The sequence below is a fragment of the Myxococcus sp. AM010 genome (genome assembly GCF_013372585.1).
Lineage (GTDB): Bacteria > Myxococcota > Myxococcia > Myxococcales > Myxococcaceae > Myxococcus > Myxococcus vastator.
The window spans coordinates 14,046-39,503 of the sequence record NZ_JABXEO010000049.1 but is presented as its reverse complement, the minus strand read 5'-3'; the positions used below and the strand labels follow the sequence as shown (position 1 = coordinate 39,503).

Annotated in this window: 23 protein-coding genes; 9 read left to right on the top strand and 14 right to left on the bottom strand. The window is 71.8% G+C overall.

What is annotated here, in order from left to right:
* Positions 1–63: 63 nt before the first annotated feature.
* Together HV826_RS21945 and HV826_RS21940 are read left to right on the top strand one after the other, a co-directional pair.
* Positions 64–306 carry a DUF1059 domain-containing protein gene (locus HV826_RS21945; protein WP_176418959.1) on the top strand — a complete coding sequence of 81 codons (243 nt, stop codon included), beginning with the start codon at positions 64–66 and terminating at the stop codon, positions 304–306.
* A gap of 111 nt (positions 307–417) precedes the next feature.
* A complete protein-coding gene (locus HV826_RS21940) occupies positions 418–1,677 on the top strand; it encodes a tetratricopeptide repeat protein (protein WP_176418958.1) in 1,260 nt (419 codons plus the stop codon).
* A gap of 7 nt (positions 1,678–1,684) precedes the next feature.
* Here HV826_RS21940 and HV826_RS21935 read toward each other — a convergent pair whose 3' ends face one another.
* Both HV826_RS21935 and HV826_RS21930 read right to left on the bottom strand, forming a co-directional pair.
* On the bottom strand, positions 1,685–2,299 hold the full coding sequence (locus HV826_RS21935; RefSeq protein WP_176418957.1) for a DUF4230 domain-containing protein: 615 nt from the start codon (positions 2,297–2,299) through the stop codon (positions 1,685–1,687).
* Positions 2,300–2,340: 41 nt separating this feature from the next.
* On the bottom strand, positions 2,341–2,898 hold the full coding sequence (locus tag HV826_RS21930) for a helix-turn-helix domain-containing protein (protein ID WP_176418956.1): 558 nt from the start codon (positions 2,896–2,898) through the stop codon (positions 2,341–2,343).
* An 85-nt stretch (positions 2,899–2,983) separates the two neighbouring features.
* Here HV826_RS21930 and HV826_RS21925 point away from each other — a divergent pair, with 85 nt between their 5' ends.
* Both HV826_RS21925 and HV826_RS21920 read left to right on the top strand, forming a co-directional pair.
* Positions 2,984–3,712 (top strand): SDR family oxidoreductase, encoded by a 729-nt coding sequence (locus HV826_RS21925; protein ID WP_176418955.1) that lies wholly within the window; start codon positions 2,984–2,986, stop codon positions 3,710–3,712.
* Positions 3,709–4,734: an S-adenosylmethionine:tRNA ribosyltransferase-isomerase gene (locus HV826_RS21920; protein WP_176418954.1), complete on the top strand. Its 1,026-nt coding sequence runs from the start codon at positions 3,709–3,711 to the stop codon at positions 4,732–4,734. Before HV826_RS21925 ends, HV826_RS21920 begins: the two co-directional genes overlap by 4 nt.
* 22 nt (positions 4,735–4,756) lie before the next feature.
* Here HV826_RS21920 and HV826_RS21915 read toward each other — a convergent pair whose 3' ends face one another.
* The 6 genes from HV826_RS21915 to HV826_RS21890 all read right to left on the bottom strand — a co-directional run bounded on the left by HV826_RS21915 (position 4,757) and on the right by HV826_RS21890 (position 11,658).
* Positions 4,757–5,977, bottom strand: coding sequence for a zinc-dependent alcohol dehydrogenase (locus HV826_RS21915; protein WP_176418953.1), 1,221 nt, complete (start codon positions 5,975–5,977; stop codon positions 4,757–4,759).
* A 147-nt stretch (positions 5,978–6,124) separates the two neighbouring features.
* Positions 6,125–7,645: a Ppx/GppA phosphatase family protein gene (locus HV826_RS21910; protein WP_176418952.1), complete on the bottom strand. Its 1,521-nt coding sequence runs from the start codon at positions 7,643–7,645 to the stop codon at positions 6,125–6,127.
* A gap of 107 nt (positions 7,646–7,752) precedes the next feature.
* Positions 7,753–8,655 carry a type VI immunity family protein gene (locus HV826_RS21905; protein ID WP_176418951.1) on the bottom strand — a complete coding sequence of 301 codons (903 nt, stop codon included), beginning with the start codon at positions 8,653–8,655 and terminating at the stop codon, positions 7,753–7,755.
* A gap of 572 nt (positions 8,656–9,227) precedes the next feature.
* Positions 9,228–9,935, bottom strand: a complete 708-nt coding sequence (locus HV826_RS21900; RefSeq protein ID WP_255217344.1) for a type VI immunity family protein — start codon at positions 9,933–9,935, stop codon at positions 9,228–9,230.
* 305 nt (positions 9,936–10,240) lie between these two features.
* Complete coding sequence (locus HV826_RS21895; protein ID WP_176418950.1) at positions 10,241–11,374, bottom strand: phosphatidylserine/phosphatidylglycerophosphate/cardiolipin synthase family protein; 1,134 nt, start codon at positions 11,372–11,374, stop codon at positions 10,241–10,243.
* A gap of 83 nt (positions 11,375–11,457) precedes the next feature.
* Positions 11,458–11,658 (bottom strand): hypothetical protein, encoded by a 201-nt coding sequence (locus HV826_RS21890; protein ID WP_255207997.1) that lies wholly within the window; start codon positions 11,656–11,658, stop codon positions 11,458–11,460.
* A 176-nt stretch (positions 11,659–11,834) separates the two neighbouring features.
* Here HV826_RS21890 and HV826_RS21885 point away from each other — a divergent pair, with 176 nt between their 5' ends.
* Complete coding sequence (locus HV826_RS21885; protein ID WP_407938418.1) at positions 11,835–12,848, top strand: serine/threonine-protein kinase; 1,014 nt, start codon at positions 11,835–11,837, stop codon at positions 12,846–12,848.
* 18 nt (positions 12,849–12,866) lie between these two features.
* Here HV826_RS21885 and queF read toward each other — a convergent pair whose 3' ends face one another.
* Positions 12,867–13,235 carry a preQ(1) synthase gene (queF, locus tag HV826_RS21880; RefSeq protein WP_163777936.1) on the bottom strand — a complete coding sequence of 123 codons (369 nt, stop codon included), beginning with the start codon at positions 13,233–13,235 and terminating at the stop codon, positions 12,867–12,869.
* Between the two features lie 161 nt (positions 13,236–13,396).
* Here queF and HV826_RS21875 point away from each other — a divergent pair, with 161 nt between their 5' ends.
* Positions 13,397–15,295, top strand: coding sequence for an ATP-binding protein (locus HV826_RS21875; RefSeq protein ID WP_176418948.1), 1,899 nt, complete (start codon positions 13,397–13,399; stop codon positions 15,293–15,295).
* On the opposite strand, the gene HV826_RS21870 is transcribed toward HV826_RS21875, so the two are convergent.
* The 3 genes from HV826_RS21870 to HV826_RS21860 all read right to left on the bottom strand — a co-directional run bounded on the left by HV826_RS21870 (position 15,279) and on the right by HV826_RS21860 (position 19,348).
* The gene (locus tag HV826_RS21870; protein WP_176418947.1) at positions 15,279–16,028 is read right to left on the bottom strand and encodes a carbohydrate deacetylase; all 750 of its coding nucleotides are present in this window, start codon (positions 16,026–16,028) and stop codon (positions 15,279–15,281) included. The genes HV826_RS21875 and HV826_RS21870 overlap by 17 nt on opposite strands.
* A gap of 24 nt (positions 16,029–16,052) precedes the next feature.
* Complete coding sequence (locus tag HV826_RS21865; RefSeq protein ID WP_368670967.1) at positions 16,053–16,943, bottom strand: PHB depolymerase family esterase; 891 nt, start codon at positions 16,941–16,943, stop codon at positions 16,053–16,055.
* Positions 16,944–17,122: 179 nt separating this feature from the next.
* Entirely contained in the window at positions 17,123–19,348 is a 2,226-nt protein-coding gene (locus HV826_RS21860) for a serine/threonine-protein kinase (RefSeq protein WP_176418945.1), read from the bottom strand.
* Between the two features lie 179 nt (positions 19,349–19,527).
* Between HV826_RS21860 and HV826_RS21855 the strand changes: the two genes are divergently transcribed.
* The gene (locus HV826_RS21855) at positions 19,528–20,820 is read left to right on the top strand and encodes an amidohydrolase family protein (RefSeq protein WP_176418944.1); all 1,293 of its coding nucleotides are present in this window, start codon (positions 19,528–19,530) and stop codon (positions 20,818–20,820) included.
* Between the two features lie 49 nt (positions 20,821–20,869).
* The gene (locus tag HV826_RS21850; protein ID WP_176418943.1) at positions 20,870–21,400 is read left to right on the top strand and encodes a peroxiredoxin; all 531 of its coding nucleotides are present in this window, start codon (positions 20,870–20,872) and stop codon (positions 21,398–21,400) included.
* Positions 21,401–21,402: 2 nt separating this feature from the next.
* Here HV826_RS21850 and HV826_RS21845 read toward each other — a convergent pair whose 3' ends face one another.
* Positions 21,403–21,924: a GNAT family N-acetyltransferase gene (locus HV826_RS21845; RefSeq protein ID WP_176418942.1), complete on the bottom strand. Its 522-nt coding sequence runs from the start codon at positions 21,922–21,924 to the stop codon at positions 21,403–21,405.
* Positions 21,925–22,117: 193 nt separating this feature from the next.
* Here HV826_RS21845 and HV826_RS21840 point away from each other — a divergent pair, with 193 nt between their 5' ends.
* Positions 22,118–23,326, top strand: coding sequence for a glycosyltransferase family 4 protein (locus HV826_RS21840; protein ID WP_176418977.1), 1,209 nt, complete (start codon positions 22,118–22,120; stop codon positions 23,324–23,326).
* A 12-nt stretch (positions 23,327–23,338) separates the two neighbouring features.
* On the opposite strand, the gene HV826_RS21835 is transcribed toward HV826_RS21840, so the two are convergent.
* Positions 23,339–25,372 carry a chloride channel protein gene (locus tag HV826_RS21835; RefSeq protein ID WP_176418976.1) on the bottom strand — a complete coding sequence of 678 codons (2,034 nt, stop codon included), beginning with the start codon at positions 25,370–25,372 and terminating at the stop codon, positions 23,339–23,341.
* Positions 25,373–25,458: the final 86 nt, after the last annotated feature.

Genomic DNA, 25,458 nt, shown 5'->3' with positions numbered 1-25,458 from the left:
CCTGTCCCTCCCTTGTGGCGCGGGGCGGTGGTGTCCACCTGTGAGTAAGGAGGAGACACCACCATGTCACGCAAGACGATGGACTGCAGGAAGGCGCCCAGCGACACCGACTGCACGCTGACGATTTCGGGCGAGGAGGACGAGGTATTCCAGGCGGCCGTTTCGCACGCAATCTCCGTGCATGGCCACGAGGACTCGGCAGAGCTGCGCGAGATGATTCGCGGCCTGCTGGAGGACGAGGCGCCCGCGGCGAGCATGGGCCGGCCCATGTCGATGCAGGAGCCACAGCAGCCGAGCAGGCACTGAGGGACGGGGGTTGTCAGCGCGTGGGGTTTGCCACTGGGGCGGGTGACGCCTAAACGGGTCAGCGCTGTCAGCAGTTGGGCTGGCAACGGGGGGGGCACTAGAGTCCCGCCAGTGAGTGCCCCTCTGGACCTGGAGCGCGTCCGCCGCAAGGTGGAGGCGGGTGAGATTCTGAGCGACGCGGAGCTGGCCTTGCTCCGTGCCGAGGCGCCGCGTGGCGTCGGCTCCGCCTTGCGGTTGGCCCTGGCGCACGCCCTCATCAACGCGGGCGCTGAACGTGAGGCGCTGCCCCTGCTGGAGACCCTGCGGCGGGACTTCCCTCGCGACCTGCCCGTGCGGCTGGGACTGGCGCGGGCCCTGCTCGGACTGGAGCGCCACGGCGACGCGGAGCGGCTGCTGACCGAAATCCTGGCCCAGTCCCCGGGAGACCCCGAGGTGCTCAAGGTGCTCGCGGTGCTGGGGCTGCGGCGTGGTGAAGCAGAGAAGGCGCGCGCCTACGTCGCGGATGCGCTGGCCCGCGACCCCTTCGACGCCGAGGCCCGGCTGCTGAAGGAGGAGCTGGAGTCCGTGGACCTTCCACCTCCGCCCGCTCCCCAGGAGCAGGTGCTGCGCCCGGAGTTCACCGCCGCGCTCACCGCCGCGCTGGGCCGCGCCCGGGTGACGTTCCGGCGGCAGGGGAAGGACCTGCTCGTGAAGCTCGCCACGGGCGGCGTCGGGCGCGTGGACGTGGGCTCGCTGTACGCCGCCTACCAGGAGTCCCCGGGCACGCAGGGGCTCACCGTCTACGCGGAGGCGCTGGCGGCGCGGCTCAGCGGGTTGTCCTCGGGCCTGAGCGCGGAGGTCGCGGCGTTGGAAGCGCGGCTGCGCCCGGTGCTGCGCCAAGCGGACTTCGCGGCGCGCGCCGTGGGCGCCTTGCACCGGCCCGGCCCCGCGGGCCTGGAGGTCTTCTACGTCCTGGAGGACACGGACTTCGTGCGCTACCTGCCCGAAGCCGCCCTGGCCCCCGCGGGACTCACGCCGGAGTCGGCGGACGCGGCGGCCTGGCGCAACCTCGCCGCGCGGCTGGCCCCCGTGCGGCCCGTGCTCGTCGACCAGGGGGAGGTCCGGCTGGCGGAGGCCTTCTCCGGACTCTGGGCCGTGGCGGAGGGGGATGGCCACGACGCCGCGCGGCTGCTCCTTCCTTCGCAGCGCAAGGCGCTGGCGCTGCTCGCGGGAGAGGGTGCCCTGCGCGTGGTCCTCGGACGGCGGGAATTGGCGCTGGCCTGCCGCGAGTCGGATGCCGCCGCGTGTGAGGCGCTGGCGCGGCTCGTGCCCTCGCCAGATGGAATCCCGGGCGCCTTCCGCCTGACGGAAGCGGGCCTGTCCGCGGTGTGAGCCGGTCTCAGCCCGCCGTGCCCGCGGGGAGCTGGTCCACGAACAGCACCTCGCGGTAGCCCAGCGTGAGCAGCAGCGCCCGCAGCGAGCGCTCCGCCGACTCCCGCGCCCGCCGCTGGAGCCGCCCGTCCGCGCGGACCTCCTGCTCGAAGGCGACGCGGGCCTTCTCCAGCAACTGCGCCGTCTGCGCGCTGTCCAGGTTGGAGTCGATGACCTCCGTCTCCCCCGGGCGCAGCGCCACCTTCACCTCCATGGGCGGCAGCACCACGTAGACGCGCGTGCCCATCACCTGGAGATGGGAGCGGTCGAAGCGCTGGAAGTCGAAGCCCAGGTGCGCGTTCGCGAAGACGATGGCGCGGCCCCGCGGGTTCTGGAGCGTGTAGCGCGCCCAGTTCAGCACGTCCTTCCAGAGCGCGTCCGTGGCCTGGGGCTCCGGCGTGAAGGACACCTTCTTGTAGAGCGCGACCTCCAGCGTCTCCAGCCGGGCCACGTCCCGCATCTGCTGCACGACGGACACCGTGTCCGGCAGCGACGGCGACGCGGGCTTCATCAACACCCAGGCGCCCAGCGCGCCGAGCGCTGCGCCCAGGACGACGGTGAGGACTCGCGAGAGGTGCGCCATGGGCCCCAGTGTACCTCCGCGGGCAGGCGCTTCCGGCGCGCTCATATCGAAGGCGCCAGCAGGACGACCGAGTAACCCACGGCCGTCCGTGCTCCAGGATTCTCGTACGAGTGCTTCTGGTCTCCCCGAAAGACGACCACGTCCCCGGGCTGGAGGTGGAAGCGCTCCCCGCTGGCCACGAGCACCAGCTCCCCCGTCTCACACGTCAGGTACTCCCGGGTGCCGGGGGTGTGGGGGACGCCGGTGACGCGCACCTGCGGCGGCAGCTCCACGCGGTCGAACTCCATGCCGGGCAGCGGGTCCGGCAACAGCTTGCGCATCATGCCGCCACCGCGCGTCCGGACGGGCAGGGTGGCGCGCGGGTAGTGCCGGGCGCTGGCGCGGGGCTTGGCGATGAGCTCCTCCAGCGACACCTGGAGCGCGGCGGCCACGCGGTGCAGCACGGACAGCGTGGGGTTGGCGGCCCCGGACTCCAGGTGGGCCCAGGTGGCGCGTGGCACGCCCGCCAGCCGCGACAGCTGCGCCTGTGTGGCGCCTCGCGTCTCGCGCAGGGAACGGATGTTGCGGGCCAGTCTGCCAGGCAGGTCATCGTCGTTCATGGATTGGCAATCTGCCAAGCCCTTGGCCCGCGCGCCAACAGAATGGCGAACGGCGTGTATCTCCCGTCGCAAGGAGGACGCACGAATGAATCGCATCGACAAGAGCATCCTGATTACGGGCGCGAGCCGGGGACTGGGGCTGGCGCTGATGAGCGGCTTCGCTCGCCGAGGCGCGCGGGTGGTGGGCGTGGCGCGTCACGCCGCGGAGATGGAGGCCGTCGCGGCGGCGCTGCGTGGGGAGGGGTTGGAGGCCCACGCGCTGGCCCACGACGTGGGGGACAAGGAGGCCATCTACCCGCTGGTGGGCGCGGCCACCGCGCTGGTGGGCCCGCTGGACGTGCTGGTCCACAACGCGAGCACGCTGGGCCCCACGCCGCTGCCGCTGCTGCTGGACACCGCCTGCGAGGACCTGCAGCGCGTACTGGAGGTCAACGTGGTGGGCCCCTTCCGTCTCACCAAGGCCGTGGCAGGGAACATGGCGGTGCGAGGCAAGGGGCTGGTCATGCACCTCACCTCGGACGCGGCGGTGTCCGCCTATCCGCGCTGGGGCGCGTATGGCGTGTCCAAGGCCGCGCTGGAGCACCTGGGCCGCGTCTGGGCCGCGGAGCTGGAGGGCACGGGCGTGCGCTTCGTCTCCGTGGACCCCGGGGAGATGGACACGCGGATGTACCGCGACGCGGTGCCGGATGGGGACTACTCGCGGTTGAGCCGCCCGGAGGCGGTGGCGGCCCGGCTCGTGGAGTGGGTGGCGCTGCGGTCGGAGTCCCTCCCCTCGGGAGCCCGCCTGGAGGCGGCGAAGCTGGAGGCCGCATGAAGCCCGCGCGTTGGCCCGCGGACCGCCCCGAGGAGGGGCGCCTGCTGCATGTGGAGCCGCGCGCCAGCCGCTACCGCGACGCCCACGTGGTGGACCTCCCGTCGTTGCTGCGCGCCGGGGACCTGCTGGTGGTGAACGACGCCGCCACGCTGCCCGCGTCCCTGGCGGGGCGCACGGAGTCCGGAGAGCGAATCGAGCTGCGCCTGTTGTCGCGCGAGCCGGACGGCACCTGGACAGGCGTGCTCTTCGGCGCGGGGGACTGGCGGCGGCGCACGGAGGACCGGCCACCGCCGCCGGTGCTGGCCGTGGGCGCGGGGCTCGTGGTGGGAGGCCTGAAGGCGCGGGTGGTGGCGGTGCTGCCACCGTCTCCCCGGTTGCTGCGCGTGGCCTTCGACGTGACGGGGGCGGCGCTCTGGTCCGGCCTCTACCGGAGCGGGCGGCCGGTGCAGTACGCGTACACGGAGGCGTCGCTGTCGCTGTGGCATGTGCAGACGGCCTATGGCGCGCGGCCCTGGTCCGTGGAGGCGCCCTCCGCGGGGCTGCCCCTCACCTGGAGCGTGCTGCTGACGCTGCGGAGGCAGGGCGTGCGGCTGGCCTCGCTCACCCACGCGGCGGGGCTGTCCTCCACGGGGGACGCGGCGCTGGACGCGGCGCTTCCCCGGCCCGAACGCTCCGACATCCCCGCCGCCACGGTGGAGGCCGTCCTGCACACGCGAGCCTCGGGGGGACGGGTGGTGGCGGTGGGCACCACCGTGGTCCGGGCCCTGGAGGGCCGCGCGGCGCGGCACGGCGGCTGGCTGGTGGCGGGGGAGGAGGTGACGGACCTGCTGCTGGGGCCGGGCTTCGTCCCGCGGCTGGTGCACGGGTTGCTCACCGGCGTGCATGAGCCGGGCAGCAGCCACCATGCGTTGCTCCAGGCCTTCGCGCCGCTGCCGCTGCTCCAGGAGGTGGCCGCGCACGCGGAGGCGCGCGGCTACCTGGGGCACGAGTTCGGAGACTCGTGCCTGCTCCTGGATGCGTGAGGCCGCGAAGGCCCGGGGCTGTCTACTGGAGTTGCGTGGTCTCCAGCTCCACCTTCACCCAGCCGGGCTTGCGCAGGTCGAAGTTGCGGTACGCGTCAATGGCGCTGCCCATGGGCTCCACGTGGGACAGGATGGCCGTGGGGTCCACCACGCCGGTGCGCACCAGCTCCAGCAGCTTGGGGATGTACTTGCGGTGGTTGCAGTTGCCCATCTTCATCGTGAGGTTCTTGTTCATCGCCATGCCAATGGGGAACGTGCGCACCTGCGCCGGGTAGACGCCGATGATGGACAGCGTGCCGGCCTTGGCCAGTCCCTCCACGGCCCACATCAGGGCCTGCGCGGGCGCGTCGCCGGGCACCCAGTTGTCGCCCTTGGGGTTCGTCTTGGGGGCGGCCTCCTTCACCTCGCGTTTGAATTCGGCCTTCTCCTGGTGGGCCTTCTTCGCGCCGGGGCCGTGGTGCGGGTGCATGGCGTCCACGCCCACCGCGTCGATGGCGCGGTCCACGCCGATGCCGTTGGTGAGGCGCTTGAGCGTCTCGAGCGGGTCCTCCTCCTCGAAGTTGATGATCTCGGCGCCCTGGGCCCGCGCCAGCTCGAGCCGGTCCTCGTGGCAGTCGATGGCGAAGACGCGGCCTGCGCCCAGCAGCTTCGCGCTGACGATGGCGAAGAGGCCCACGGGCCCGCAGCCGAACACCGCCACGGTGTCACCGGGTTTGATTTCCGCCAGCTCCGCGCCCATGTAGCCGGTGGGGAAGATGTCGGAGATGAGGATGGCCTGCTCGTCGCTGACGCCCTCGGGAATCCGCACCAGGCCCACGTTCGCGAAGGGCACCCGCACCTTCTCCGCCTGCATGCCGTGGAAGGGCCCCGTCTCCTGGGGACCGCCGAAGAACGCCGTGCCCGCGCTGGGGCCGTTGGGGTTGGCGTCGTTGCACTGCGCGTAATACCCGGCGCGGCAGTACGAGCAGTTGCCACAGGCGATGGTGGACGGGATGACCACCCGGTCGCCGATGTTGAGGTTGCGGACGTCATCGCCCAGCGCCTCGACGACGCCCACGCCTTCGTGGCCCAGGATGGTGCCCGGCTTCATGCCCGGCATGGTGCCGCGAATCATGTGGAGGTCCGTGCCGCAGATGGCGCTCGCCGTCAGGCGGACGATGGCATCCGTCGGCTTCTCGATTCGCGGCTCCTCCACGTCGTCGAGCCGGATGTCCCCAATCCCATGGAAAACGACAGCCTTCATTGCGTGCGCTCCTGCCCCCTTGGGGCCCCAAGACGAAAAGGGCCTGCGCGGACGCAGACCCGCGTGACTTGGAGCCTGGGCATCACCCCGGGTGAGGGCAAAGCGCGCGCCGCTCCCTCTTCCGCCGGGTGGCCGGGGGAGCGGGGGCTAACGGCTGCTGGAGGTGTGGTGGACGTGGAAGGTGAGCCGCTTGCCGAAGACGCGGCGGAAGTTCAGGACCTCGCGGTCCGCGTTCCATAGCTCCAGGTCCACGGGGTGCCGGGTGTGCAGGTGCAGCGCCACGCCCTCGCGGCCGTTGGTGGCCTTGAAGTCCTTGATGGGCTGGTGGTGGCTGACGTCCAGCGAGTTGGCCACGCGCAGCAGGGTGGCCAGCTTGCGCACCGTCCGCGCTTCGACGGGGCTGAGGCCCGCCATGCCGGAGTGGGCCAGCTCCGGCGGGCTGCGCCGGTGGTAGCGGGCGACGCGGGCCACCAGCTCGCGCTCGCGGTCGGCGAGGCCCGGCAGGTCGGCGTGGCGGATGAGGTAGTACGTGTGCTTGTGGTGCCGCTCGTAGCTGACGGCGTGGCCCACGTCGTGGAGGAGGGCGGCCACCTCCAGGTAGGGGCGCACCGACAAGGGCAGCTGGTGCAGGGCGGCCAGGTTGTCGAACAGGGCGAGCGACAGCCGGGTCACCTGGCGGGCGTGCTTCTCGTCGAAGTAGAAGCGCTTGCCCATGGCCAGGGCGGCGTCCGCGAGGCTGTGGTCCTCGCGGTGCTCGTCCTGCCGGTAGAGCAGGTCCACGAGGATGCCGTCGCGCAGGCCGCGGTTGACGACGCTGACGGACTCCACGCCCAGGTGTTTGGCCACGGCCTCCAGGATGACGGCGCCGGAGACGATGATGTCCGCGCGGCGCGGGTCGAAGCGCTTGCGGCGGCGCTCGGGGGGCATCTGCGCCAGGGTGTTCACCGTCTGCGTGAGCTGACGGACGGTGGCGTTGCCGCTGCTCTCCGCGGCGGCGAAGGAGACCACGGCGCTGATGGTGCCGGACGAGCCGAGCGCCACTCGGGGGACGTTGGTCACCGTGGGGGGCAGCGTCTTCTGCAGCACGTCCGCGACGAAGCTGCGCATGAGGCGCAGCTGCTTGGGCGGCACGGTGCGCGAGGCGTCGAAGACCTCGGTGAGGCGCACCGAGCCCAGCGCGAGGCTCCAGAGGTTGTCGGGCTTCTCGCCCGTGGCGGTGGCGACCTCGGTGCTGCCTCCGCCGATGTCGATGAGCAGCGAGCGCGTGTGGGGCGGCTTGCGGTGGAGCACGCCCAGGCAGATGAGGCGGGCCTCTTCCTTGCCGCTGACGACCTCCAGGTTGAGGCCGGCCTCCTCGCGCACGCGGCGGACGATGTCGGCGCTGTTCTTGGCCTCGCGCAGGGCGCTGGTGGCCACCGCGCGCACCTGGGCCTTGTGGCGGCGGCAGAGGGCGGCGTAGCGGCGCAGGGTGGCCAGCAGGCGCTCGGCGGTCTCCTCTGGCATGGAGCCGGTGGCGAAGACGCCCTCTCCCGGGCGGATGGCGTCGCGCTCCTGGTGCAGGGTTTCGAGCGCGCCGTCGGCGTCTGGCCGCGCCAGCTCCAGGCGGATGGCGTTGGTGCCCACGTCAATGGCGGCGAGGACGGGCTGAGGGGGGCGGCGAGGAGGCATGTGCGGTTCTGGCCGGGAGTGTACGGGGCCCTGGCGGTAATCGCAGCGGGAACCTCACCGGCAGGCTGGCCCCTCGCTTCAGCGCGTGACAGCCCTGTATCCGTCGCTCAGTCGAGGAAGCGGCGCTCCCAGCGGCGCTGCGCTTCCGCACCGAGTCCGCGCAGGTGCTCCTCGCGGTACGTCCAGGGCGCCAGCGCGCGGGCCAGTTCGCGATAGGCGGGGAGCCTGTCGCCCTGGTCCATGTCCCCGGCCTCTGGCCACTCCCCGAGCGTGACGACGGCGCGGTTGTCATCCAGGGACTGCACCGTGGTCCCCGCCGCGCTCAGGCGAGCCTGGAGGCCCGTGGCGCCGCTCATCTCGTCCAGCACGGGCTGGCCCAGGAAGGTGAGCCAGGAAGGCCCTCGGAGTCGCGTCCCCAGCTTCCAGGAGAGTCCTCCCAGGTCGATGATGTCGAGTCCCGGGTAACGGAAGCGCCACGCGTCGGTTTGCTGCTCGACGCCCACGAGGTCGAGCTCCCCGTTGAAGGAGAGGCCCGCGTGTCCGGAGCAGAAGGGCAGCGGCCGTGCCAGCTCGAGCGCGAGCTCCCGAATGCGCTGGGGGCCCCAGGCCTCCAGGCGTTCAGTGGGCAACCAGAATCCCAGCGCGGTGACGGCGCCTGGGGCTTCGGTGTCGGCGCTCTGGAGGTCCTTCCCGTGATACTCGAAGGCGTGGAGCGACTCCTCGTGGGGGGCGCTCTGGAGCCGGACCACGGCCCAGTCGTCGGCCTGGAGGTCGCTCCGGACGTGCTGCCAGCCCGGCTCATCCAGCGGGTGCCAGTCCCCTTCTGAATCGGCATAGCTGTCAAAGGCGTAGGCGCCTACCGCTCCCCGAAAGGTCTCCAGTGCACGCAGGACGTGCGGGGCCACGGCGGCATGCGGCCGGTGCATGTAGAAGCAGATGTTCAGGCCTTCCCGAAGAACGAGGCGCCCATTGCGGGCATGGACGCGAAGGCGAGGGTAGTGCTCGGTCATGGCAGGACGCCCCATCGGGGAATGATGCGGAAGGCTCTCGCACCCACCGCCAGTTCATACATGAACTTCTGCGTTCGGCCCGCGTGCGGGTGCCCCTCGCCCTGCATTCCTCCAGGTTGGGATTCCGGCCGCCGAAGCGTTCGAGCAGGACAGCCCCAGGGCTTCTTCGATGGCGTCCCCCTCCTCCGCCCTTGGCAGGCGCAGCGCCGCGTCGCCCGCTCCATGTGTCAGTGGCTCATGTGGCGGATTTCATGCTGAACGAACGGACCGCGCGGCCACCCCAGGGGCTCCGTCGCGCTGAGGGGGGCGGAGTCAGTCTCGTAGCTCGCTGTTCGGAAATGTCGGGGGTTTTGCGCCGCGAAATGTCCCGACATTTCCGAACAGCGAGCTGCCCAGGTGCGTCCCGGCCCTCGGGGACGCGCACAGACGCCGCCGGTTGCCTCGACGCGAGCAGCACCCTGGCATCGCCGAGCATGAAGCCACGGGCGATAGCACGCTTGCCAGGCTGTGATGAAACGCTCGCGGAGGTCGAGCGAATACGTACCCGGACCTGGCGGGGCGTACCTCCTCACTCAACAGCCTCCGCCTGCTCGCTTCATCCGCACGCCGCCATTAGTCGAGGAAGCGGCGTTCCCAGCGGCGCGCCGCCTCAGGTTCGAGCCCCAGGATGGATTCACCCTCCCCCACAGTGTCCAGGGTTCCAGTGCGCGAGCCAGCTCCCGGTAGCCGGACAGTGGTTCGTCGTGCTCGCTATCGCCCGTTGCGGGCCGATCACCCAGGGTGACGACGGCGCTTGTGGCCTCCACCGCCTGTACCGTGGTGCTGGGAGTGTTGAGGCGCGAGCCGAGTTGGGCGGCCCCTCCGAGCTGGCTCAGCAAGGGCGCTCCCAGAAAAGTCAGCCAGGAGGGGCCTCGAACGCGCGTGCCAATGCGAAGGGACGTCATGCTGAGCCTGAGGACCTCCAGCCCCGGATATCGAAGGCAGTCGCGACGCACTTGCCGGATGTTGGCCGCTACGTCGAGCGAGCCGCTGAAGGCCAGTCCCGCGTTGCCTGAGGCAAAGGGGAGGGGAGCGGCAAGGGCCATCAGCAACTTCCGGGTCTGCCGTGGGCCGTGCTGTTCAAGGTAGTCGGTGGAAAGCCAGAACGACACGGCGCTGACTTCACCGAGGCCGTTCGCGAAGGGCGAGTCGACGCGTTCACGTCCCAGGTAGTCGAAGCGGAAGTGCGCCTCCGGGGGTGCGCCGGAGAGATGGATGTTGGCCCATGGCTCCTCCTGCATCCCACGCTGGACTTCCGCTCAGCCATGCGAGTCCAGGGGCTTCCACGCTCCATCCTCGCTCTCATACGAGGTCAGGGTCCGTGGACCCACGGCCCGTTGATAGACCTCCAGGCGTGCAGCACCGCGGTTGCCACGGAGGAATGGGCGTAAGGGAGGTAGAAGCTCGCACTGCGTCCCGTGGACACGCCCGGCGTACCGTCCCGCTCCTGAAGCCGGAGCCTTGGCGGGTGTGCGTTCATGGCGGGGTTTCCAGGCGAGGTGGGACTTGGAGGGGAGCCTGCTTCGGCTTTAGCGCCCGTTGCATGCTACCGCCGCCGCCGCCGGCCCATGAAGCTGGCGAAGCGCTCCGCGAAGCGGGCGACGGCCAGCCCCACCACGTCCAGCAGCCACTGCTGGAGCCCGGAGCGCGCGCAGTCCTCCAGGTACACCCGCCGCGAGCCGAGCAGGTGCTTGTCGAGCCACCGCTGCGCCTGCGCCGCCACGCCGGGCTCCTCCACCTCCACCAGCGTCTCCAGGTTCACCAGTGACAGCGGATCCAGGTTGAAGCTGCCCACCAGCAGCTTCCTCCCATCCACCAGCGCCGCCTTCGCGTGCAGCGTGGAGTCGGTCCACTCGTGGATGCTCACCCCGGCGCGCAGGAAGTCGCGGTACAGCCGCATGGTCGCCGCGCGCGCGAACACCACGTCACTGCGTCCGGCCAGAAGCAGCCGCACCGTCACGCCCCGCCGCGAGGCGCGCTTGAGCGCCCGCCTGAAACCCTTGTCCGGCAGGAAGTACGCGTGCGCCAGCACCACCTCGTGCTCCGCGCCGTCAATCGCCTGGAGGTACCGCTTGCGCAGCCGGTGTCCTCCCGCGACGCCGGACAGGAACAGCTTCACCGCGCCCGACTCCAGCGCGGAGGCCCCCGCGTGCAGCCTGGCCCCCAACTGCCGGCAGATGTCCCCCCGCAGCTCCAGCGCCAGGTCCGCCCAGCCGGGCACGTCGCCGTTCGCCGCGTATGCGTCCCCGATGTTGATGCCCCCCAGGAACGCCACCGCGTCATCCACGAGGAGAATCTTCCGGTGGTTGCGCCAGGAGCGGCCGGTGCACAGCGAGGTGAGCGGGTTGTACACGCGCACCTTCGCCCCCGCGGCCTTCAGCGTCTGCGTGAGGTGCCGGCTGGCGCCGATGCTGCCCCAGCCGTCCACCACCACCTTCACCGCCACGCCCCGGCGCGCCGCCGCCACCAGCGCTTCGAGGAACCGCGCGCCAATGCCCTCCCGCTCGAAGGTGTAGACCTCCAGGTGCACCCGCACCCGCGCGGAGGCAATGGCCTCCAGCATCCGCGGGTACGCCTCCGCCCCGCCGTCGAGCAGGGTGCAGCGCCCCTCACGGACCTCGTTCAGTGGAAGGCGGAGGCCAGGAGCGGTTGACGGCGGCGGTGAGGCTTCGGCACGCATGAGCGCCCACCACCCTACCGCTCCCAGCGTCGCGACGGGACAGCCTCACCGTGACAGGGGGGCCGCCCCGCCGCGAGCCGTCATCACCCGTCGTGTTTGCGCGCGCCCTTGCCCTTGCCCTTGTGTTTGCACTCGGTGCCGTCCCAGTACTGGCTCGGGTGGCAGCGCTTGCTGCTCCGCTTGGACTTCTTCGACTTGGTTGGACGCGAGTCGTAGTGGTGATGGTGGAAGCAGCCACTGAAGGTGAAGAGCGCCAGAACGGGGAGGAGGAGGTGGGCTTTCATCGCGCGGGGCCAGGACATGAATGCTCGGACCCGGCCCGGCGGCGCGCGGCCACATCCCCCCATCGACGCTGTGCGCCCGCTTCGATAGCCTGCGCGCCGTGCCCCCTGCCGCGAAGCCCGTTCGTCATCGGAAGATTGGAGCCTACCGCGTACTCGGAGAGCTGGGACGTGGTGGCATGGCCCTGGTGTACCGAGGCCTGCACGAGATGCTGCAGCGCGAGGTCGCCATCAAGGAGCTGCTCCCGGACGGCCAGCGTGACCGGGAGACGTTGTCGCGCTTCCGGCGCGAGGCGCTCGCGCTCGCGGCCTTCCGCCACCAGAACATCGTGACGCTCTACGACATGGTGGAGAAGGCGGAGAGCCTCTTCATGGTGATGGAGCTGGTGGACGGCCCCACGCTCCACACGCTCATCAAGGAAGGCCCGCTGCCGGCGGACGTCACCGGCGTCATCGCCGCGCGCATCGCCAGCGCGCTGGACCACGCGCACTTCCGTCACATCATCCACCGCGACCTCAAGCCCGCCAACGTCATGCTCACCAAGTCCGGCGAGGTGAAGCTGATGGACTTCGGCATCGCCAAGGACGTGGGCATGGAGGCGCTCACCCAGCAGGGCATGGCGGTGGGGACGCCGTCGTACATGTCCCCGGAGCAGGTGACGGGGGTGCCGGTGGATGGCCGCACCGACATCTTCTCGCTCGGCGTGCTGCTCTATGAGGCCCTCTCTGGCGCGCGCCCCTTCCACGGCAAGACGGCGGGCGAGGTCTTCGCCAGGATTCGCGACGGCAAGTACACGCCGCTCTCCAAGGTGGCGCCCAACGTCCCCGCGCCGCTGGTGCGCATCATCCAGCGCGCCATGGAGGTGAAGCCGGAGGACCGCTTCCCGGACGCCGCCGCCATGCGCCGCGAGCTGGACGTCTTCCTCGCGCAGGAGGTGCAGGTGTCCCACGCGGCCCTGCTGGTGGCCTTCCTGCGTCACCGGCAGAAGCTGACGGAGACGGAGGCCCAGCAGCTCATGCGTCCGCACGAGCTGGACGCCGCGGTGGAGGGGTTCGACACGGGGCGCTCCCGCCAGGGCGGGAAGCTGAAGTGGGCCCTGGCCGCCGCCATCGCGCTGATGACGGCGGCGGGCACCGGGCTCTACTTCACCCAGGCCCAGTGGGCGCCGCTGGTGGAGCAGCTCACCCGCTGAGGCCCGGCGGGTGGTGGCTCAGGCCTGCTGCTTGGACTTGTCGTGCGTGACGGTGACGATGGTGCCGATGCCGCCGCGCACGAAGAAGTCGCCCACCACGGTGAGCTTGCGCGGCTGGATGGCCTTGATGATGTCGTCCGCGATGGTGTTGGTGACCTTCTCGTGGAAGGCCCCTTCATTGCGGTACGCCCACATGTAGAGCTTGAGGCTCTTGAGCTCGATGCAGGTCTGGTCCGGCACGTAGGTAATCTTGAAACGTGCGAAGTCAGGCTGACCGGTGAGCGGGCAGAGGCAGGTGAACTCCGGGACGTCGAACGCGATTTCGTAGTCGCGATCGGCGGCCGGGTTGGGGAAGGTCTGCAGTTCCTTGGACGGCTGCGAGGGCATGGCGCTGTCGTCTACCACACCAACGCCGCGTGTCATCCCTCCCTTCGATGTCCGCCTGCCAACGCGCCTGGCGTTCAGCGGGGGGGAATCCTGGGGGGGCTCCGGTTGCCGGGTGGGCGCGGGCTCATAATCAACGGGCGTCTCTTGCCCCGTCCGAGCACATGCCGCTTCCCTCCGACGTCGAAGATGCATTCTCGTGCCTGCCGCTGGCGCTGGTTCGCGTCGGTCCGGACCTGCGCGTTCAGTGGTGCGAGGAAGGCTTCGCGCACAAGACGGGCGTGGCGCTGCACGCCGGGGGCGACCTGCGGGACGCCCTGGAGCGCACCCGGAGCCTGGACTCCCTGGAGCGCGCCATCCGGGACGGTGCATCCCATACCGGCCACGTCATCACCCGGGCGCTGCGTCAGGTCCGGGTGCAGGTGAAGCCCGCCTCGGCGGGCGAGGCGGCGGGCGCCTGGCTGGTGGTGGAGCCCTCGGGGGTGGACGACGAGGGGGCCTTCTCCCAGGCGGTGCAGGAGATTGCCCGCTCCGTGGGCGAGACACTGGAGGTGGACAGCGTCTGCGCCGCCGCCGTGGTGGCCCTGGTCCGCTGCGCGCACGTGCGCCGCGCCGAAGTCTTCCTCTGCGAAGAGGAGGGCGGGAGCCTGCGCCGGGTGGCGGTGTCGGACCTGGCGGGCTCGGAGTCCCCGGAGGAGGCCTTCGACTCCCAGTCGGACCCGTTCCGACAGGCGCTGGCGCTGCGTCAGGCGCAGCTGGGCATCCAGCGGGGCTATGGCGACTCCATGGGCTCCATCTTCGCCGCGGTGCCGCTGTGCGCGCCGCGCCGGACGGTGGGCCTGCTGCTGCTCTACAAGGAGCCGGGCACGTCCTTCTCCGTGAGGGAGCTGGACTTGTGGAGCGCCGCGGCGAACCAGCTCGCGGTGGCGGTGGAGAACGCGCGCCTGCTGCGCGAGGCCAAGGCGGCGCTCCAGGTGCGCGAGGAGTTCATCTCCATCGCCAGCCACGAGCTGAAGACGCCGCTCACGCCGCTGAAGCTGGGCCTCTTCACCATGGAGCGGCGCCTGTCGTCGGGCCAGCCGGTGGAGCTGTCCACGGTGCTCAAGTCCAAGCGGCAGGTGGACCGGCTGGTGGGGCTGGTGGAGGACCTGCTGGACGCGTCGCGCCTGGACGCGGGGAGGCTGGCGTTGGACCTGGCGCCGCTGGAGGTGGGGCAGCTGGTGGCGGAGGTGGTGGACCACTTCCGCGCGGCCTTCGAGCGGCCCTTCGCCGTGGAGGTGCCCCGCGAGCGCGTCTGGGTGCGCGGGGACCGGGACAGGCTGGAGCAGGTGCTGGTGAACCTGCTGGAGAACGCGCACAAGTACAGCGCGTCGGAGGAGCCCATCGTCGTGACGGTGGAGCGCTCCCAGGGTGAGGCGCGCATCCACGTCCAGGACCACGGCATCGGCATTCCGGGCGCGGACCAGTCGCAGGTGTTCCAGCGCTTCTACCGGGCGCGCAACGTGTCGCACCGCAACTTCGGTGGGCTGGGGCTGGGCCTCTTCATCAGCCACTCCATCGCCCGGCTCCACGGCGGCGCGCTGTCGATGCGCAGCGCGGAGGGGCAGGGCAGCACCTTCTCCCTGAGCCTGCCGCGCATGGCGGCGCACGACGTGAGGCGGCTGCCCCAGCGGCTGTTGCTGCTGGACGAGGACCAGACCCAGGAGGCCGCGGCGGAGCAGGTGCTGCGCTCCGAGGGCTTCGAGGTGCTCACCGCGCGCGACGGGGCCGAGGCGCTGCGGCGGGCCACGCACCTGCCGGTGGACCTCATCGTCCTGTCCACCAGCGCCACGCAGGGAGCGACAGGCGTCTTCCTGGAGACCTTCGCCACGCTGCCGCGCGCGCGGCCGGTGCCCATCCTCCTGGCCGGAGACGAGCGGCCCTGGTGGGCCCATGAGGGCACGTCGCTGTGTACGCGCCCCTACCGGCCCGAGGACTTAGTGACCCGGGTGCGCAACGCGCTCAGCGTGGAGCGGCTGCCCTCGGCCGAGGCGCCGCTGGATTTGCTCAGCTCCCGGACGTGAGCACGCGGAAGTCCACCGGGATGACTCCCGCCCGGGCCAGGACCTCGCGGGCCTGGGGGTGGAGGAAGGTCTCCAGCTCGACCTCTCGCTGGGCCGCGTAGCCGCTCCTCAGCGTCTCCGGCCGGTAGCCTGGGTGGCACATCAGCTCGATGACGCCGTCGTTGGGCAGGGCGGCGAGCTCCGACGCGAAGCGCTCCAGCGTCCAGTACGCCTCCGCGCCCGCGTCACCCAGGAAGTGCGCGTTGGTGGCGACGCCGTGCGCCCGCAGCGTGCGCCGCATCTCCGCGTCAATGGAGCGCACCGGGACGCCCACGCTTCGCGCGGCTCGGGCCAGGCCCTCCAGGACGCCCGCGTGTTGGTGCAGGTGCTTGTGCACGTCCACATGCGTGGCCGGTTGACCCAGCAGGCCCGCGAGCCGCGCGAGCTGGGCGAAGGCCTCCGCCTCCACCACGTCCGCCGGCAGGCTGCCCGCGCGGGCCTCCACGAAGCCGCCGTCCTCACCGAGCAGCTCGCGCGGGAAGCCGCTCCATACGGGGGTGCCCCGGGCGAGGTTGAGGTGCAGGCCGATGGCGAGCCCCCGGGCCTCGCGCGCGGCGGCCTCCGAGAAGGGCGTGTTCACCATGAAGGTGGCCGACGAGACGACGCCCTCGCGCATGGACCGGAGGATGCCGCGCGTGACGGCCGGGTCGTAGCCCAGGTCGTCGGCGTTGATGATGAGGGCGCGTGAATGCATGGCGGGGCTCTCCTCGCGGTGGGCTCAGGGCCGGGGGCGTGTCTGGAAGAACTTCCAGGCTTCCCGCGTGGCGTCCAGGTGGGGCGTGCCGCCGTGGTTGAAGTCCGTGAAGCCGGGCCAGGTGTGCTGGCCGCCCTGCACCGTGCACAGCGACGCGGTGGCGGACTCCGGGCTGCACCCGGTGGCGGCGGTGCAGGTGCTGTCGCCCTGCTGGTACGTCTCCACGGTGGGGCCCGTACAGCCGTTGCGCTCGGCCCAGCGGCGCACGGACGCCTCCGCGGACGGGTAGGTGCCGCCGAAGGGGCCCAGGTTGCTGCCGCCCTGGTAGCGGATGACCGGGTCGGCGGTGCCGTGCAGGTGCAGCACCGGCACGGGGCGTGACGGGTCGCAGGGCGTGGCGCCCTCCATGCCCGCGACGGGGGCGACGGCGGCGAAGCGGCTCGCGCGCTGGCAGGCCAGTTGGTACGAGAAGAAGCCACCGTTGGAGAAGCCGGTGGCGAAGGTCCGGCGCGTGTCCACGCACACGCGCGTGTCCAGGTCCGCCAGCAGCGTGTCCACGAAGCCCACGTCATCCACCTTGGCCGTCCACGCCGGGCCACAGCACGCGCCCGCATTCCACCCCCGGCTGGTGCCATCGCTCCCATTGTTGTTGATTTCCGAGGCGCTGAGGCCCCGGGGATACACGGCGAGGAAGCCCTCCGCGTCGGCCAGCGTGGACAGGCGCATCAGCCCCTCCATCTCCACCTCGTTGGAGCCGAAGCCGTGGAAGGCCACCACGGCGGCGGTGGGCCGGGTGGCGTCGTAGCCGGGGGGCACGTGGACGCGGTAGTGGCGGGTGCGCCCGTCGTGCTCCACCGTCCAGTCGTAGGTGCCGGGCCCCTCCGTGAGGCCGGTGCAGGCCGTGCGCTCTGGCACCGTCGGCTCCTCTCCGGTGGGAGGGGCGCTGCCGGCGTCCTCGGTGGGCCGGCGGGAAGTATCCGGGGACGAGCACGCCGTGACACCGGCGAGCAGGACTCCGAGGGCGAGGCGAGCTCCGCGAAAGCGCATGACCCCGAAGTTAATGGGCCCGGCCCGGGACGCACGAAGTGTTGGCGTCATTTCACCGCGACGCACTCCGCGGTCAGGGCCTCCGCGCGCGTCGGGAAGCGCTCGGACAAGGCGCGCTTCACCTCGGTGACACCCGCGGTGTCGCCGGTGTGGGCGTGGAGCTGGCAGCGGGAGGCCAGCGCGCGGGGGTCCTCTGGGGCGAGCCGGTCCGCTTCGACATAGGCACGCTCGGCGCCCGCGGTGTCGCCTTGCCGGAAGAGCACGGCCCCCAGGTAGTAGTGCGCCACGGCGAGCCTGGGGGCCTTTCGAAGCGCGCGCTTGAGCAGGGTGGCGGCCTCGTCCACGCGCTGTTGCCGGAAGCGCACGAAGCCCAGCTCGGCGAGGCTCGCGGCGTCATCGTGGGAGCGCGTCCAGGCGGAGAGCACGCTGGCGGCCTCATCCAGCCGGCCGCTCTGCGAGAGCAGCAAGCCGTAGCGCGGCGTCACCTTCGAGGAGCCGGGCTTCCGGGCATGGACCGTGGCCAGCGCGGCCAGCGCGCCCGGGATGTCCCCCTGACGCTCGCGCAGCTCGGCCAGCGCCAGCGGCGGGCGGAGGTCCTTGGGGGCCAGCGCGGCGGCGTCCTCGAGCGCGCGCTCGGCCCGCTTGCCCAGTCGCAGCTCCGTGGCGGCGCGCGCGGCGATGAGGTGCCCCTCGAGGTCCTTGGGAAAGCGCGCCACGAAGCCATCCGCCAGGGCCAGCGCCTCCTCGTGCGCGCCGGCTTCCAGCAGCAGCGCGCCAGCCCGGCGCAGCTCCTCCGCGCTCGCCCGGTCATCGGACGCCAGTCCCTCCAGGGCCGCCGCCTTCGCCTCCGCCGTGGTGGCGGCCTCCGCCAGGGCCAGGCGCTGGGCCGGAGGCGCGGCGGGGCGCGTGAAGAACCACGTCGCGCCCGCGCCCACCGCGAGCACGCCCGCGAGGAGCAAGACCTGTCGCGAGCGCCGCCCGCGTGAGGGGGATTCGCCTCGTGCGCCAGCGGCCGGCGCATCCCCGGGGCCGGCGCCCTGCGCGGTCGCATCGCGCGCCATCGCACCCCGCGGCGTGGTGGTGCCCGGCGTCTCACCCGGAGGTGCGGCCCCCTGTGACAACGCGGCTGTCGGTGGCTCCGTGGACGCCGTGCCCGCGAGTGCCTTCCGCGTGGCGCCCGCCACCGTCGCCGCGTCGGGGTTCGTGGTCCGGGAGACCTGGGGCCACGCGGTGGGCGCGTCGACCCCGCCCAGGATGGGCCGGGTGTGGGGCGCTGGCGTACTGCCGTGAGACGGGTCCGCGAGCCGCGCGCGCCGCAGGGCCAGCCGCTTGGGGTCGCGGTCCGGTGGGAAGATTGAATCCACGTAGGCGGCCAGCTGCTCGGGCGTGGCCATCTCCGCGGCGCCACCAATCGATTCGATGGCGGCGATGAAGGCCTCCAGGCTGTCGAAGCGCGCGGCGGGCTCACGGGCCAGGGCGGTGAGGCACACCAGCTCCAGCGCGGTGGGCACGGACGGGTCGAAGGCGGTGGGCGGCTTGGGGCGTCCCTCCGCGATGCGCCCCAGCACCTCGTCGGCGGACAGGCCGGTGAAGGGCCGGCGGCCACAGAGCTGCTCGTAGAGCATGACGCCCGCGGCGAACAGGTCGGCGCGGTGGTCCACCGGCTTGCCGGCGATCATCTCCGGCGACATGTAGAAGAACTTGCCCTTGAGGATGCCGGGCTCCGTGCCCGAGCCCAGCGCGTCCGCCTTGGCGATGCCGAAGTCGATGACCTTCACCGCGCCATTCACGCCCACGTGGATGTTGTCGGGCGTGAAGTCTCGGTGGACGATGCGCAGCGGCCGGCCCGCTTCATCCACGGCGCGGTGCGCCGCGTCCAGCCCCCGGCAGGCCTCCACCAGCACGCGCAGGGTGATGCCCAGTGGCACGCGGTGTCCGTGCTCGGCGGCCTCCTGGCGCAGCTCGGCGAACGAGCGTCCCTCCAGCAGCTCCATGGCGATGAAGGGCTCGGTGCCCTCCATGCCCAACTCGATGATGGTGACGACGTTGGGGTGTCGCACCTGCGCGGTGATGCGGGCCTCGTTGAGGAACATCTGCACCACGCGCCGGTCCGAGGCCAGGTGCGGCATCAGCCGCTTCACCGCGACCGAAGGCCCACGGCTGCCGTCGTCCTCGACGCGGCGGCCCAGGTACACCTCCGCCATGCCGCCGGTCGCGATGCGCGCGGACAGTCGGTAGCGACCCACCTGATTGGGGTTCTGCGCCAGCTCCAAAGTGCGCGCAGTCTACGTGTAGGCGCCCCTCCGCGCACAGTGTTGTGGCCATTACGGCGGGTGGGGGCCCGCTACCTGCCCGCTCGCGCGAGGGAGCGGGAATGTTAACGTCCTGTCTGTCTCGTGGGCCTGGCGGGAGGTGGCCCAGACACACGCACGCGCTGCGGCCGGAGGGATGGTTGGGCACAGTCCTCAAGGGTGGTTATGTCGTCGAATTGGAGCCTGCGCTGGTCGAGCGCGTGGACCTGCGCATCGAAGGAGAGCGAATCGTCGCCCGCGGGCCGGACCTGACGCCTGGCGCGGAGGACGAAGTCGTGGCGCTGTCGGGCAAGCTCGTCTTCCCGGGGCTGGTGAGCGCGCACCACCGCCTGCACGCGGTGCTGGGGCGCGGCATGCCCCGCCCGCCGCTGGAGACCTACCAGGACATCCTCGAGCAGGTCGCCTGGCCGTACGAGAACGCGCTCGACCTGGACGCGGTGCAGGTGGCGGGCTGCGCCGGAGGGCTGGAGGCGCTTCAGTGCGGCACCACCACCGTGTGCGATTTGCACTCGTCGCCCAAGGCGATTTCGGGCTCGCTGGTGCGCCTGGCGCGCGGGCTCCATGAGGTGGGCGTGCGCGGCGTGCTCGCCTACGCGGTGTCGGACCGGCAGGGGGCGCTCGGCCGCGAGGAGGGGCTGGAGGAGACGGTCAGCTTCGCGAAGAAGGCGAAGGGGCGCTTCCGGGGGCAGGTGGGCGCGGCGCCGTGCTTCACGCTGGGGCCGGATGCGCTGACGGGCCTGTCGGAGGCGCTGAAGGCGCTGGGTGATGGCGGCCTGCACCTGCCGCTGGCGGAGGACCCGCTCGACGAGCGCCTGTCCAACGAGAACTACGGCGCCTCGCCGGTGTCGCGGTTGCTGGAGGCGGGCTTGCTGTCGCCCAAGAGCCAGCTGGCGCACGTGGGCCACCTGGACTGGGCGGACCTGGCGCAGGTGATTGCCACCGGCGCGTGGCTGGTGCACACGCCGCGCGCCAACCAGGGGCTGGAGGTGGGCTACGCGCCGGCGCTGAAGTTCGGAGCCCGGGCCACGCTGGGCGTGGACGGCGTGTCGGCGGACCTGTTCGCGGAGGCGCAGGCGGCGTACCTGCGCTCACGCGAGGCGGGGCAGCCCATCGACGTGCTGCGCTACCTGGCCAACGGGCACCGCCTGGCGTCGCAGATTTTCGACGTGCCGGTGGGGCCCATGCGCGAGGGCTCGCTCGCGGACCTGCTCATCCTGGACTACCTGCCGGCCACGCCGCTGACGGCGGAGAACCTGGCCTGGCACGTGGTGTTCGGGCTGGGCAGCCGGCACGTGGAGGCGGTGATGGTGGATGGCGTGTGGCGCATGTGGGCGCGCCGGCCGCTGTCGGTGAGCCCCACCGTGGTGGCGGAGCAGGCCCGCGAGGCCGCGTCGGCGGTGTGGGCGAGGATGGCGGAGGCGGCGAAGAAGTAGCCCTCCGCTGGCTTGCTCCGGGGGCGGGATGTCCTGTCTAGTCCCGCCCATGCTCGTCCCATTGCTCGTCGCGGGGTTCTTCAGCGGTGCCATTCCCCAGGCCGGAGAGACGGCGCCGGACTTCACGGCGAAGGACTCCGAGGGGAACGTCTACACGTTGTCGGAGCTGGTGAAGAAGGGCCCCGTCATCCTGGCCTTCTTCCCCAAGGCCTTCACGGGCGGCTGCACCCGTGAGCTCAAGGCGTACCGGGACAGGTACGCGGACGTGGAGAAGGCGCAGGGGCAGGTGCTGGCCATCAGCATGGATGACGCGGAGACGCTCACGCGCTTCAAGGCCGAGCTGAAGGCGCCGTTCCCCTTCATCCCCGACCCGGACGGCAAGGTCGTCTCCGCCTATGACGTGAAGATGCCGCTGCTGTCGGCGCCGAAGCGGTACACGTTCGTCGTGGGCGAGGGCTTGAAGATTCTCAAGGTCGAGTCCGGCAGCGACGCCATCAACCCGCACGGCGCGATTGTCGCGTGCCCGCTGCGCAAGCCGGCTGGCGCGGACGCGAAGCCGCCGGATTCGGGCACGAAGTAGCGTCAACGCGGCGGCTGTCCCCGCGCGGACGCCACGCGCCGCCGGCTGTCGAAGACCTGCGCGGGGGCGCCATCGATGAAGGTGTCCTCGAAGGCGCCCCCCGTGTATTCGTCGATGACGCTGCGCCAGAAGGCGATGGCGGGGCGGTTGCGCGGCAGCTGGGACAGCTCCCAGATGCCGGGGAAGCGGTCGAACACGGCCTTGGCCGCGAGCCGCCCCAGGCCGAGGCGCCGCTCACTTCGCAGGATGAAGAACTCGCTCATCCGGAAGTCGCGTCCAGGCGTCATGTAGGGGAAGGGGGACTGTCCCACGAAGGCGAAGCCCACGACGCGGCCCTCCCAGCGCAGCAGCAGGGGGTGGACCTCGGGGGTGGGGACCAGCCACGTGGGCAGGAAGTCCGGCCGCCAGCGACCTTGCTCGTCCAGGGCGTAGTCGACGCCGAACTCGCTCAGGTCGTGGAGGTAGAGCGGGTAGAGGTTTCGAAGCAGCGTGTGCTCGGACGGAGTCGCTCGGAGAATCTCCATGGAGGGCCTCTCGTGTTCCCAGCATGACCCTTTGTGCGTCCGTCGGCCAGGGTGTCTCCGCGTCCCTCCATCCATCGGGTGTCATGCAGGGAGGGGGCGCGGTGGGGCAATCCTCGCAAGGAGGCGCTCGGCCTAGGTTGCCCTCCACGAGTCCGGGGCTCGGCGGGGGGGGGGCACCATGAACAGTCAGCGGATGCGCATGGCGAGCGGAGTGGAAGGCCAGGAGCCTCATGCCCCACCCCACGGTGGCGAGCACGCGCGGGGCCATGACGTCACGTCGAGCAGGACGGTGCGGCGGGTGCTGATGACGGCCGACGCCGTGGGCGACGTGTGGACGTACGCGCTGGAGCTGACCCGGGCGCTCGCGCCGCACGGGGTGGAGGTGACGCTGGCGACCATGGGGGCGCCGCTCACCCGCGCGCAGTGGGCGGAGGCGCGAGGCCTCCCCAACCTCACCGTGGAGGAGGGGCGCTTCCGGCTGGAGTGGATGGAGGACCCGTGGGACGACGTGCGCTCGGCGGGTGACTGGCTGCTCGCGCTGGAGGGCCGGGTGCGTCCGGACGTGGTGCACCTCAATGGCTACGTGCACGGGGCGCTGCCGTGGCTGCACCCGCCCCTGGTGGTGGGGCATGCGTGCAGCCTGTCCTGGTGGCGGGCGGTGAAGGGCGAGGACGCGCCCGCGCGCCATGCGCGCTATCGCGAGGCCGTCACCGCGGGCCTGCGCGCCGCGGGCCGGGTGGTGACGCCGAGCCGGGACCTGCTCGATTCCCTCCAACTGCACTACGGCCCGCTGACCGCCGCGGAGGTCATCCCCCACGCGCGGCGCGCGGACCGGGTGCCGCCTCGCTCGGAGCGGGAGCCCTTCATCCTCAGCGTGGGCAGCCCGTGGGACGAAGCGAAGAACGTCGCCGTGCTGGACGCCGCCGCGCCCCGCCTGGGCTGGCCGGTGCGGCTCGTGGGAGACGCGCGCCATCCCTCCGAGCGGAAGGCGGAGCCGCGCCACCTCCAGTGGATGGGGCACCTGGAGCCGCATGCCCTGGCGGAGTGGATGTCGCGCGCGTCCATCTACGTGCTGCCCGCCCGGTACGCGCCCTTTGGCCTCACCGCGCTGGAGGCGGCCCTGTCCGGCTGCGCGCTGGTGCTGGGCGACATTCCGGCGCTGCGCGAGGTGTGGGGAGATGGGGCCGCGTGCTTCGTGCCCCCGGACGACGTGGAGGCCCTGGTGGAGACGCTGGAGCGGCTGCGCGAGGACACCGGGCTGCGCACCCGGCTGGCCCTGCGCGCGCGGGCCTGGGCGTTGACGTACACGCCTCGGCGGATGGCCAGCCGCTACCTCTCCGCCTACGCCAGCCTCGTGGGCACGCGGGAGGCGCTGTCTCCCGCGGGCACCCCCACGCAATGAGCGGGTGGGGCGTCAGCTCGCCTCGGTGGGGCTGACGGGATAGTCGCCCGTCGCGTGGGCCTGGGCGTGCTGCGCGAAGAGGAACCTGCGCACCGCGGCGCGGGTGAGCAGCCCGCAGGTGGGGCTGCCCACCGGGACGCTGACGGGCAGGGCGTCCACGTCCTCGTGGTCCATGACGTGGAGGGCGTGGGCCAGGTTCGCGTCGGGGGCCAGCGCGGGCAGCTTGCGCGCCAGGTCGCTGGCCACCAGCAGCGGGTACACGGATTCGTCGCGCCACACCTCGCGCAGCTGCTCCACCTGCACGGTGCCGTAGATGCGGCCCACGGTGTCCAGGATGGGCAGGGTGCCCGCCTCGGAGGTGAGCAGCAGGTCCGTCAGCGCCCGCAGCGGCGTGCCCGCGGGCACGGGCGTCAAGTGGGCCATCAGCGAGCGGACGGGGGTGGCCTCCAGCAGGTCCGCGTCGCTCTGGACCTTCGGCGTCTTCCGCTCGGTGAGGTAGTGGCAGAGCGCGGAGGCGATGGTGCACGTCACCATCAGCGGCAGGATGATGTCGTGGTTCCCGCTCAGCTCGTACAGCATCATCATGCCCGTGAGCGGGCCGCGGGTGAGCGCCGCCACCGCGCCGCCCATGCCCACCAGGGCATACGCGCCGCTGGGGCCGGTGCTCTCCGGGAAGAAGTAGTGCACCAGGGTGCCGAAGGCGCCGCCCGCCATCGCGCCGATGAGCGCCGCCGGGAAGAACGTCCCGCCCGAGCCCCCTGAGCCGATGGTGATGGCCGTGGCCACCAGCTTCAGCAGGCACGCGGTGATGAGGAACAGGAAGGACAGCCGGCCCAGCGCGGCCAGGTTGATGTAGTCGTGCCCGCTGCCCCAGACGGTGGGGCTGGCGAAGGCCAGGATGCCGGCGCACAGGCCGCCCAGGCCCGCGCGCAGGGAGAGCGGCTTGCCGCCCAGCCACGGGGACAGCCGGCTCTTCCCATGGCCGTGGAAGAAGTGCTCCACGCCGTGCAGCAGCTGCACGAAGGTGAAGGCCAGCAGCCCACAGGTGATGCCCAGGCCCGCGTAGGCCAGCACCTCGCCGCCGCTGACCAGCTCATAGGGGATTTGCCGGAGCATGGCGGACTCGCCCATGACGCCCTGGCTCACCAGGGTGCCGGCCACGCTGGCCAGGATGATGGGGGAGAAGACGCGCAGCTCGAACTCACGAAGGATGATTTCCATCGCGAACACGGCGCCGGCGATGGGGGCGTTGAAGGACGCGGAGATGCCCGCGCCCGCGCCGCACGCCAGGAGGATGGACAGCTCCTTGCGGCTGAAGCCCAGCACCCGGCCCACGGTGGACGCGAACGCGGCGCCGCCGTAGACGATGGGCCCCTCGCGCCCCGCCGAGCCGCCGCTGCCAATGGTGATGGCGGACGCCACCAGCTTCAGCAGGCCCCGGTCCGCCGGCAGGGCGTTGGCGCCACTCTTCACCGCCCGCACCACCTCGGGGACGCCGTGGCCGTGCGTCTCCGGCCTGTCCCGCAGCAGCCGGCCCACCGCCACGCCGCCCAGCGTGGGCGCCAGCAGCATCAACCACCAGGGCAGGTGGGGCAGCGCCTCGGGCAGGTTGTGGCTGTGTCCGAACACGCTGTTGAGCGCGGACAGCGCCACCAGCGGGTAGTAGAGCGACAGCCCGCCCAGCGTCAGCAGGGCCAGCAGGCGCAGCCGGCGCTTCACCTCGTCACGGGGGCCGCCCGGCTCGATGATGCGCGCCAGCACCAGCGCGCCGGATGCCAGGGGCACGCCGACGAAGGCATACTCCGGATGCCAGCGCGCCGCGGCGAACGCCTCCATGAGCGACTGGAACTGGCCCTGGCGAAGCGTGTGCTTCAGCGAAGCCGCCCCGAAGGTGAGCCCGCTCACCAACCCGATGAGGTTGGAGAAGATGCCGGCCGCCAGCCCGCTGTACAGGCCGACCACCGCGCCCGCCACCGGGAGGACGGAGGGGCCGGGCAGCCGCAAGCGGTTGGACGCTCTCAGCGCGGTGTGGGCGAAGCGGCCCATCGCCGCGCGCAGCCGCGTCCAGATTGCGCGCTGGGCCGCCGCGCTTGATGCGGGTACTTCCCCTGCATTCATTGCAGGTCCCACTA

What these genes read in the sequence shown, in the direction of transcription:
- HV826_RS21945 (WP_176418959.1), top strand. Translation starts at nt 64, where the DNA reads ATGTCACGCAAGACGATGGACTGCAGGAAGGCGCCCAGCGACACCGAC.
- HV826_RS21935 (WP_176418957.1), bottom strand. Translation starts at nt 2,299, where the DNA reads ATGGCGCACCTCTCGCGAGTCCTCACCGTCGTCCTGGGCGCAGCGCTC.
- HV826_RS21930 (WP_176418956.1), bottom strand. Translation starts at nt 2,898, where the DNA reads ATGAACGACGATGACCTGCCTGGCAGACTGGCCCGCAACATCCGTTCC.
- HV826_RS21925 (WP_176418955.1), top strand. Translation starts at nt 2,984, where the DNA reads ATGAATCGCATCGACAAGAGCATCCTGATTACGGGCGCGAGCCGGGGA.
- HV826_RS21920 (WP_176418954.1), top strand. Translation starts at nt 3,709, where the DNA reads ATGAAGCCCGCGCGTTGGCCCGCGGACCGCCCCGAGGAGGGGCGCCTG.
- HV826_RS21915 (WP_176418953.1), bottom strand. Translation starts at nt 5,977, where the DNA reads ATGAAGGCTGTCGTTTTCCATGGGATTGGGGACATCCGGCTCGACGAC.
- HV826_RS21910 (WP_176418952.1), bottom strand. Translation starts at nt 7,645, where the DNA reads ATGCCTCCTCGCCGCCCCCCTCAGCCCGTCCTCGCCGCCATTGACGTG.
- HV826_RS21905 (WP_176418951.1), bottom strand. Translation starts at nt 8,655, where the DNA reads ATGACCGAGCACTACCCTCGCCTTCGCGTCCATGCCCGCAATGGGCGC.
- HV826_RS21900 (WP_255217344.1), bottom strand. Translation starts at nt 9,935, where the DNA reads ATGCAGGAGGAGCCATGGGCCAACATCCATCTCTCCGGCGCACCCCCG.
- HV826_RS21895 (WP_176418950.1), bottom strand. Translation starts at nt 11,374, where the DNA reads ATGCGTGCCGAAGCCTCACCGCCGCCGTCAACCGCTCCTGGCCTCCGC.
- HV826_RS21890 (WP_255207997.1), bottom strand. Translation starts at nt 11,658, where the DNA reads ATGAAAGCCCACCTCCTCCTCCCCGTTCTGGCGCTCTTCACCTTCAGT.
- HV826_RS21885 (WP_407938418.1), top strand. Translation starts at nt 11,835, where the DNA reads ATGGCCCTGGTGTACCGAGGCCTGCACGAGATGCTGCAGCGCGAGGTC.
- queF (WP_163777936.1), bottom strand. Translation starts at nt 13,235, where the DNA reads ATGCCCTCGCAGCCGTCCAAGGAACTGCAGACCTTCCCCAACCCGGCC.
- HV826_RS21875 (WP_176418948.1), top strand. Translation starts at nt 13,397, where the DNA reads ATGCCGCTTCCCTCCGACGTCGAAGATGCATTCTCGTGCCTGCCGCTG.
- HV826_RS21870 (WP_176418947.1), bottom strand. Translation starts at nt 16,028, where the DNA reads ATGCATTCACGCGCCCTCATCATCAACGCCGACGACCTGGGCTACGAC.
- HV826_RS21850 (WP_176418943.1), top strand. Translation starts at nt 20,870, where the DNA reads ATGCTCGTCCCATTGCTCGTCGCGGGGTTCTTCAGCGGTGCCATTCCC.
- HV826_RS21845 (WP_176418942.1), bottom strand. Translation starts at nt 21,924, where the DNA reads ATGGAGATTCTCCGAGCGACTCCGTCCGAGCACACGCTGCTTCGAAAC.
- HV826_RS21840 (WP_176418977.1), top strand. Translation starts at nt 22,118, where the DNA reads ATGCGCATGGCGAGCGGAGTGGAAGGCCAGGAGCCTCATGCCCCACCC.
- HV826_RS21835 (WP_176418976.1), bottom strand. Translation starts at nt 25,372, where the DNA reads ATGGGCCGCTTCGCCCACACCGCGCTGAGAGCGTCCAACCGCTTGCGG.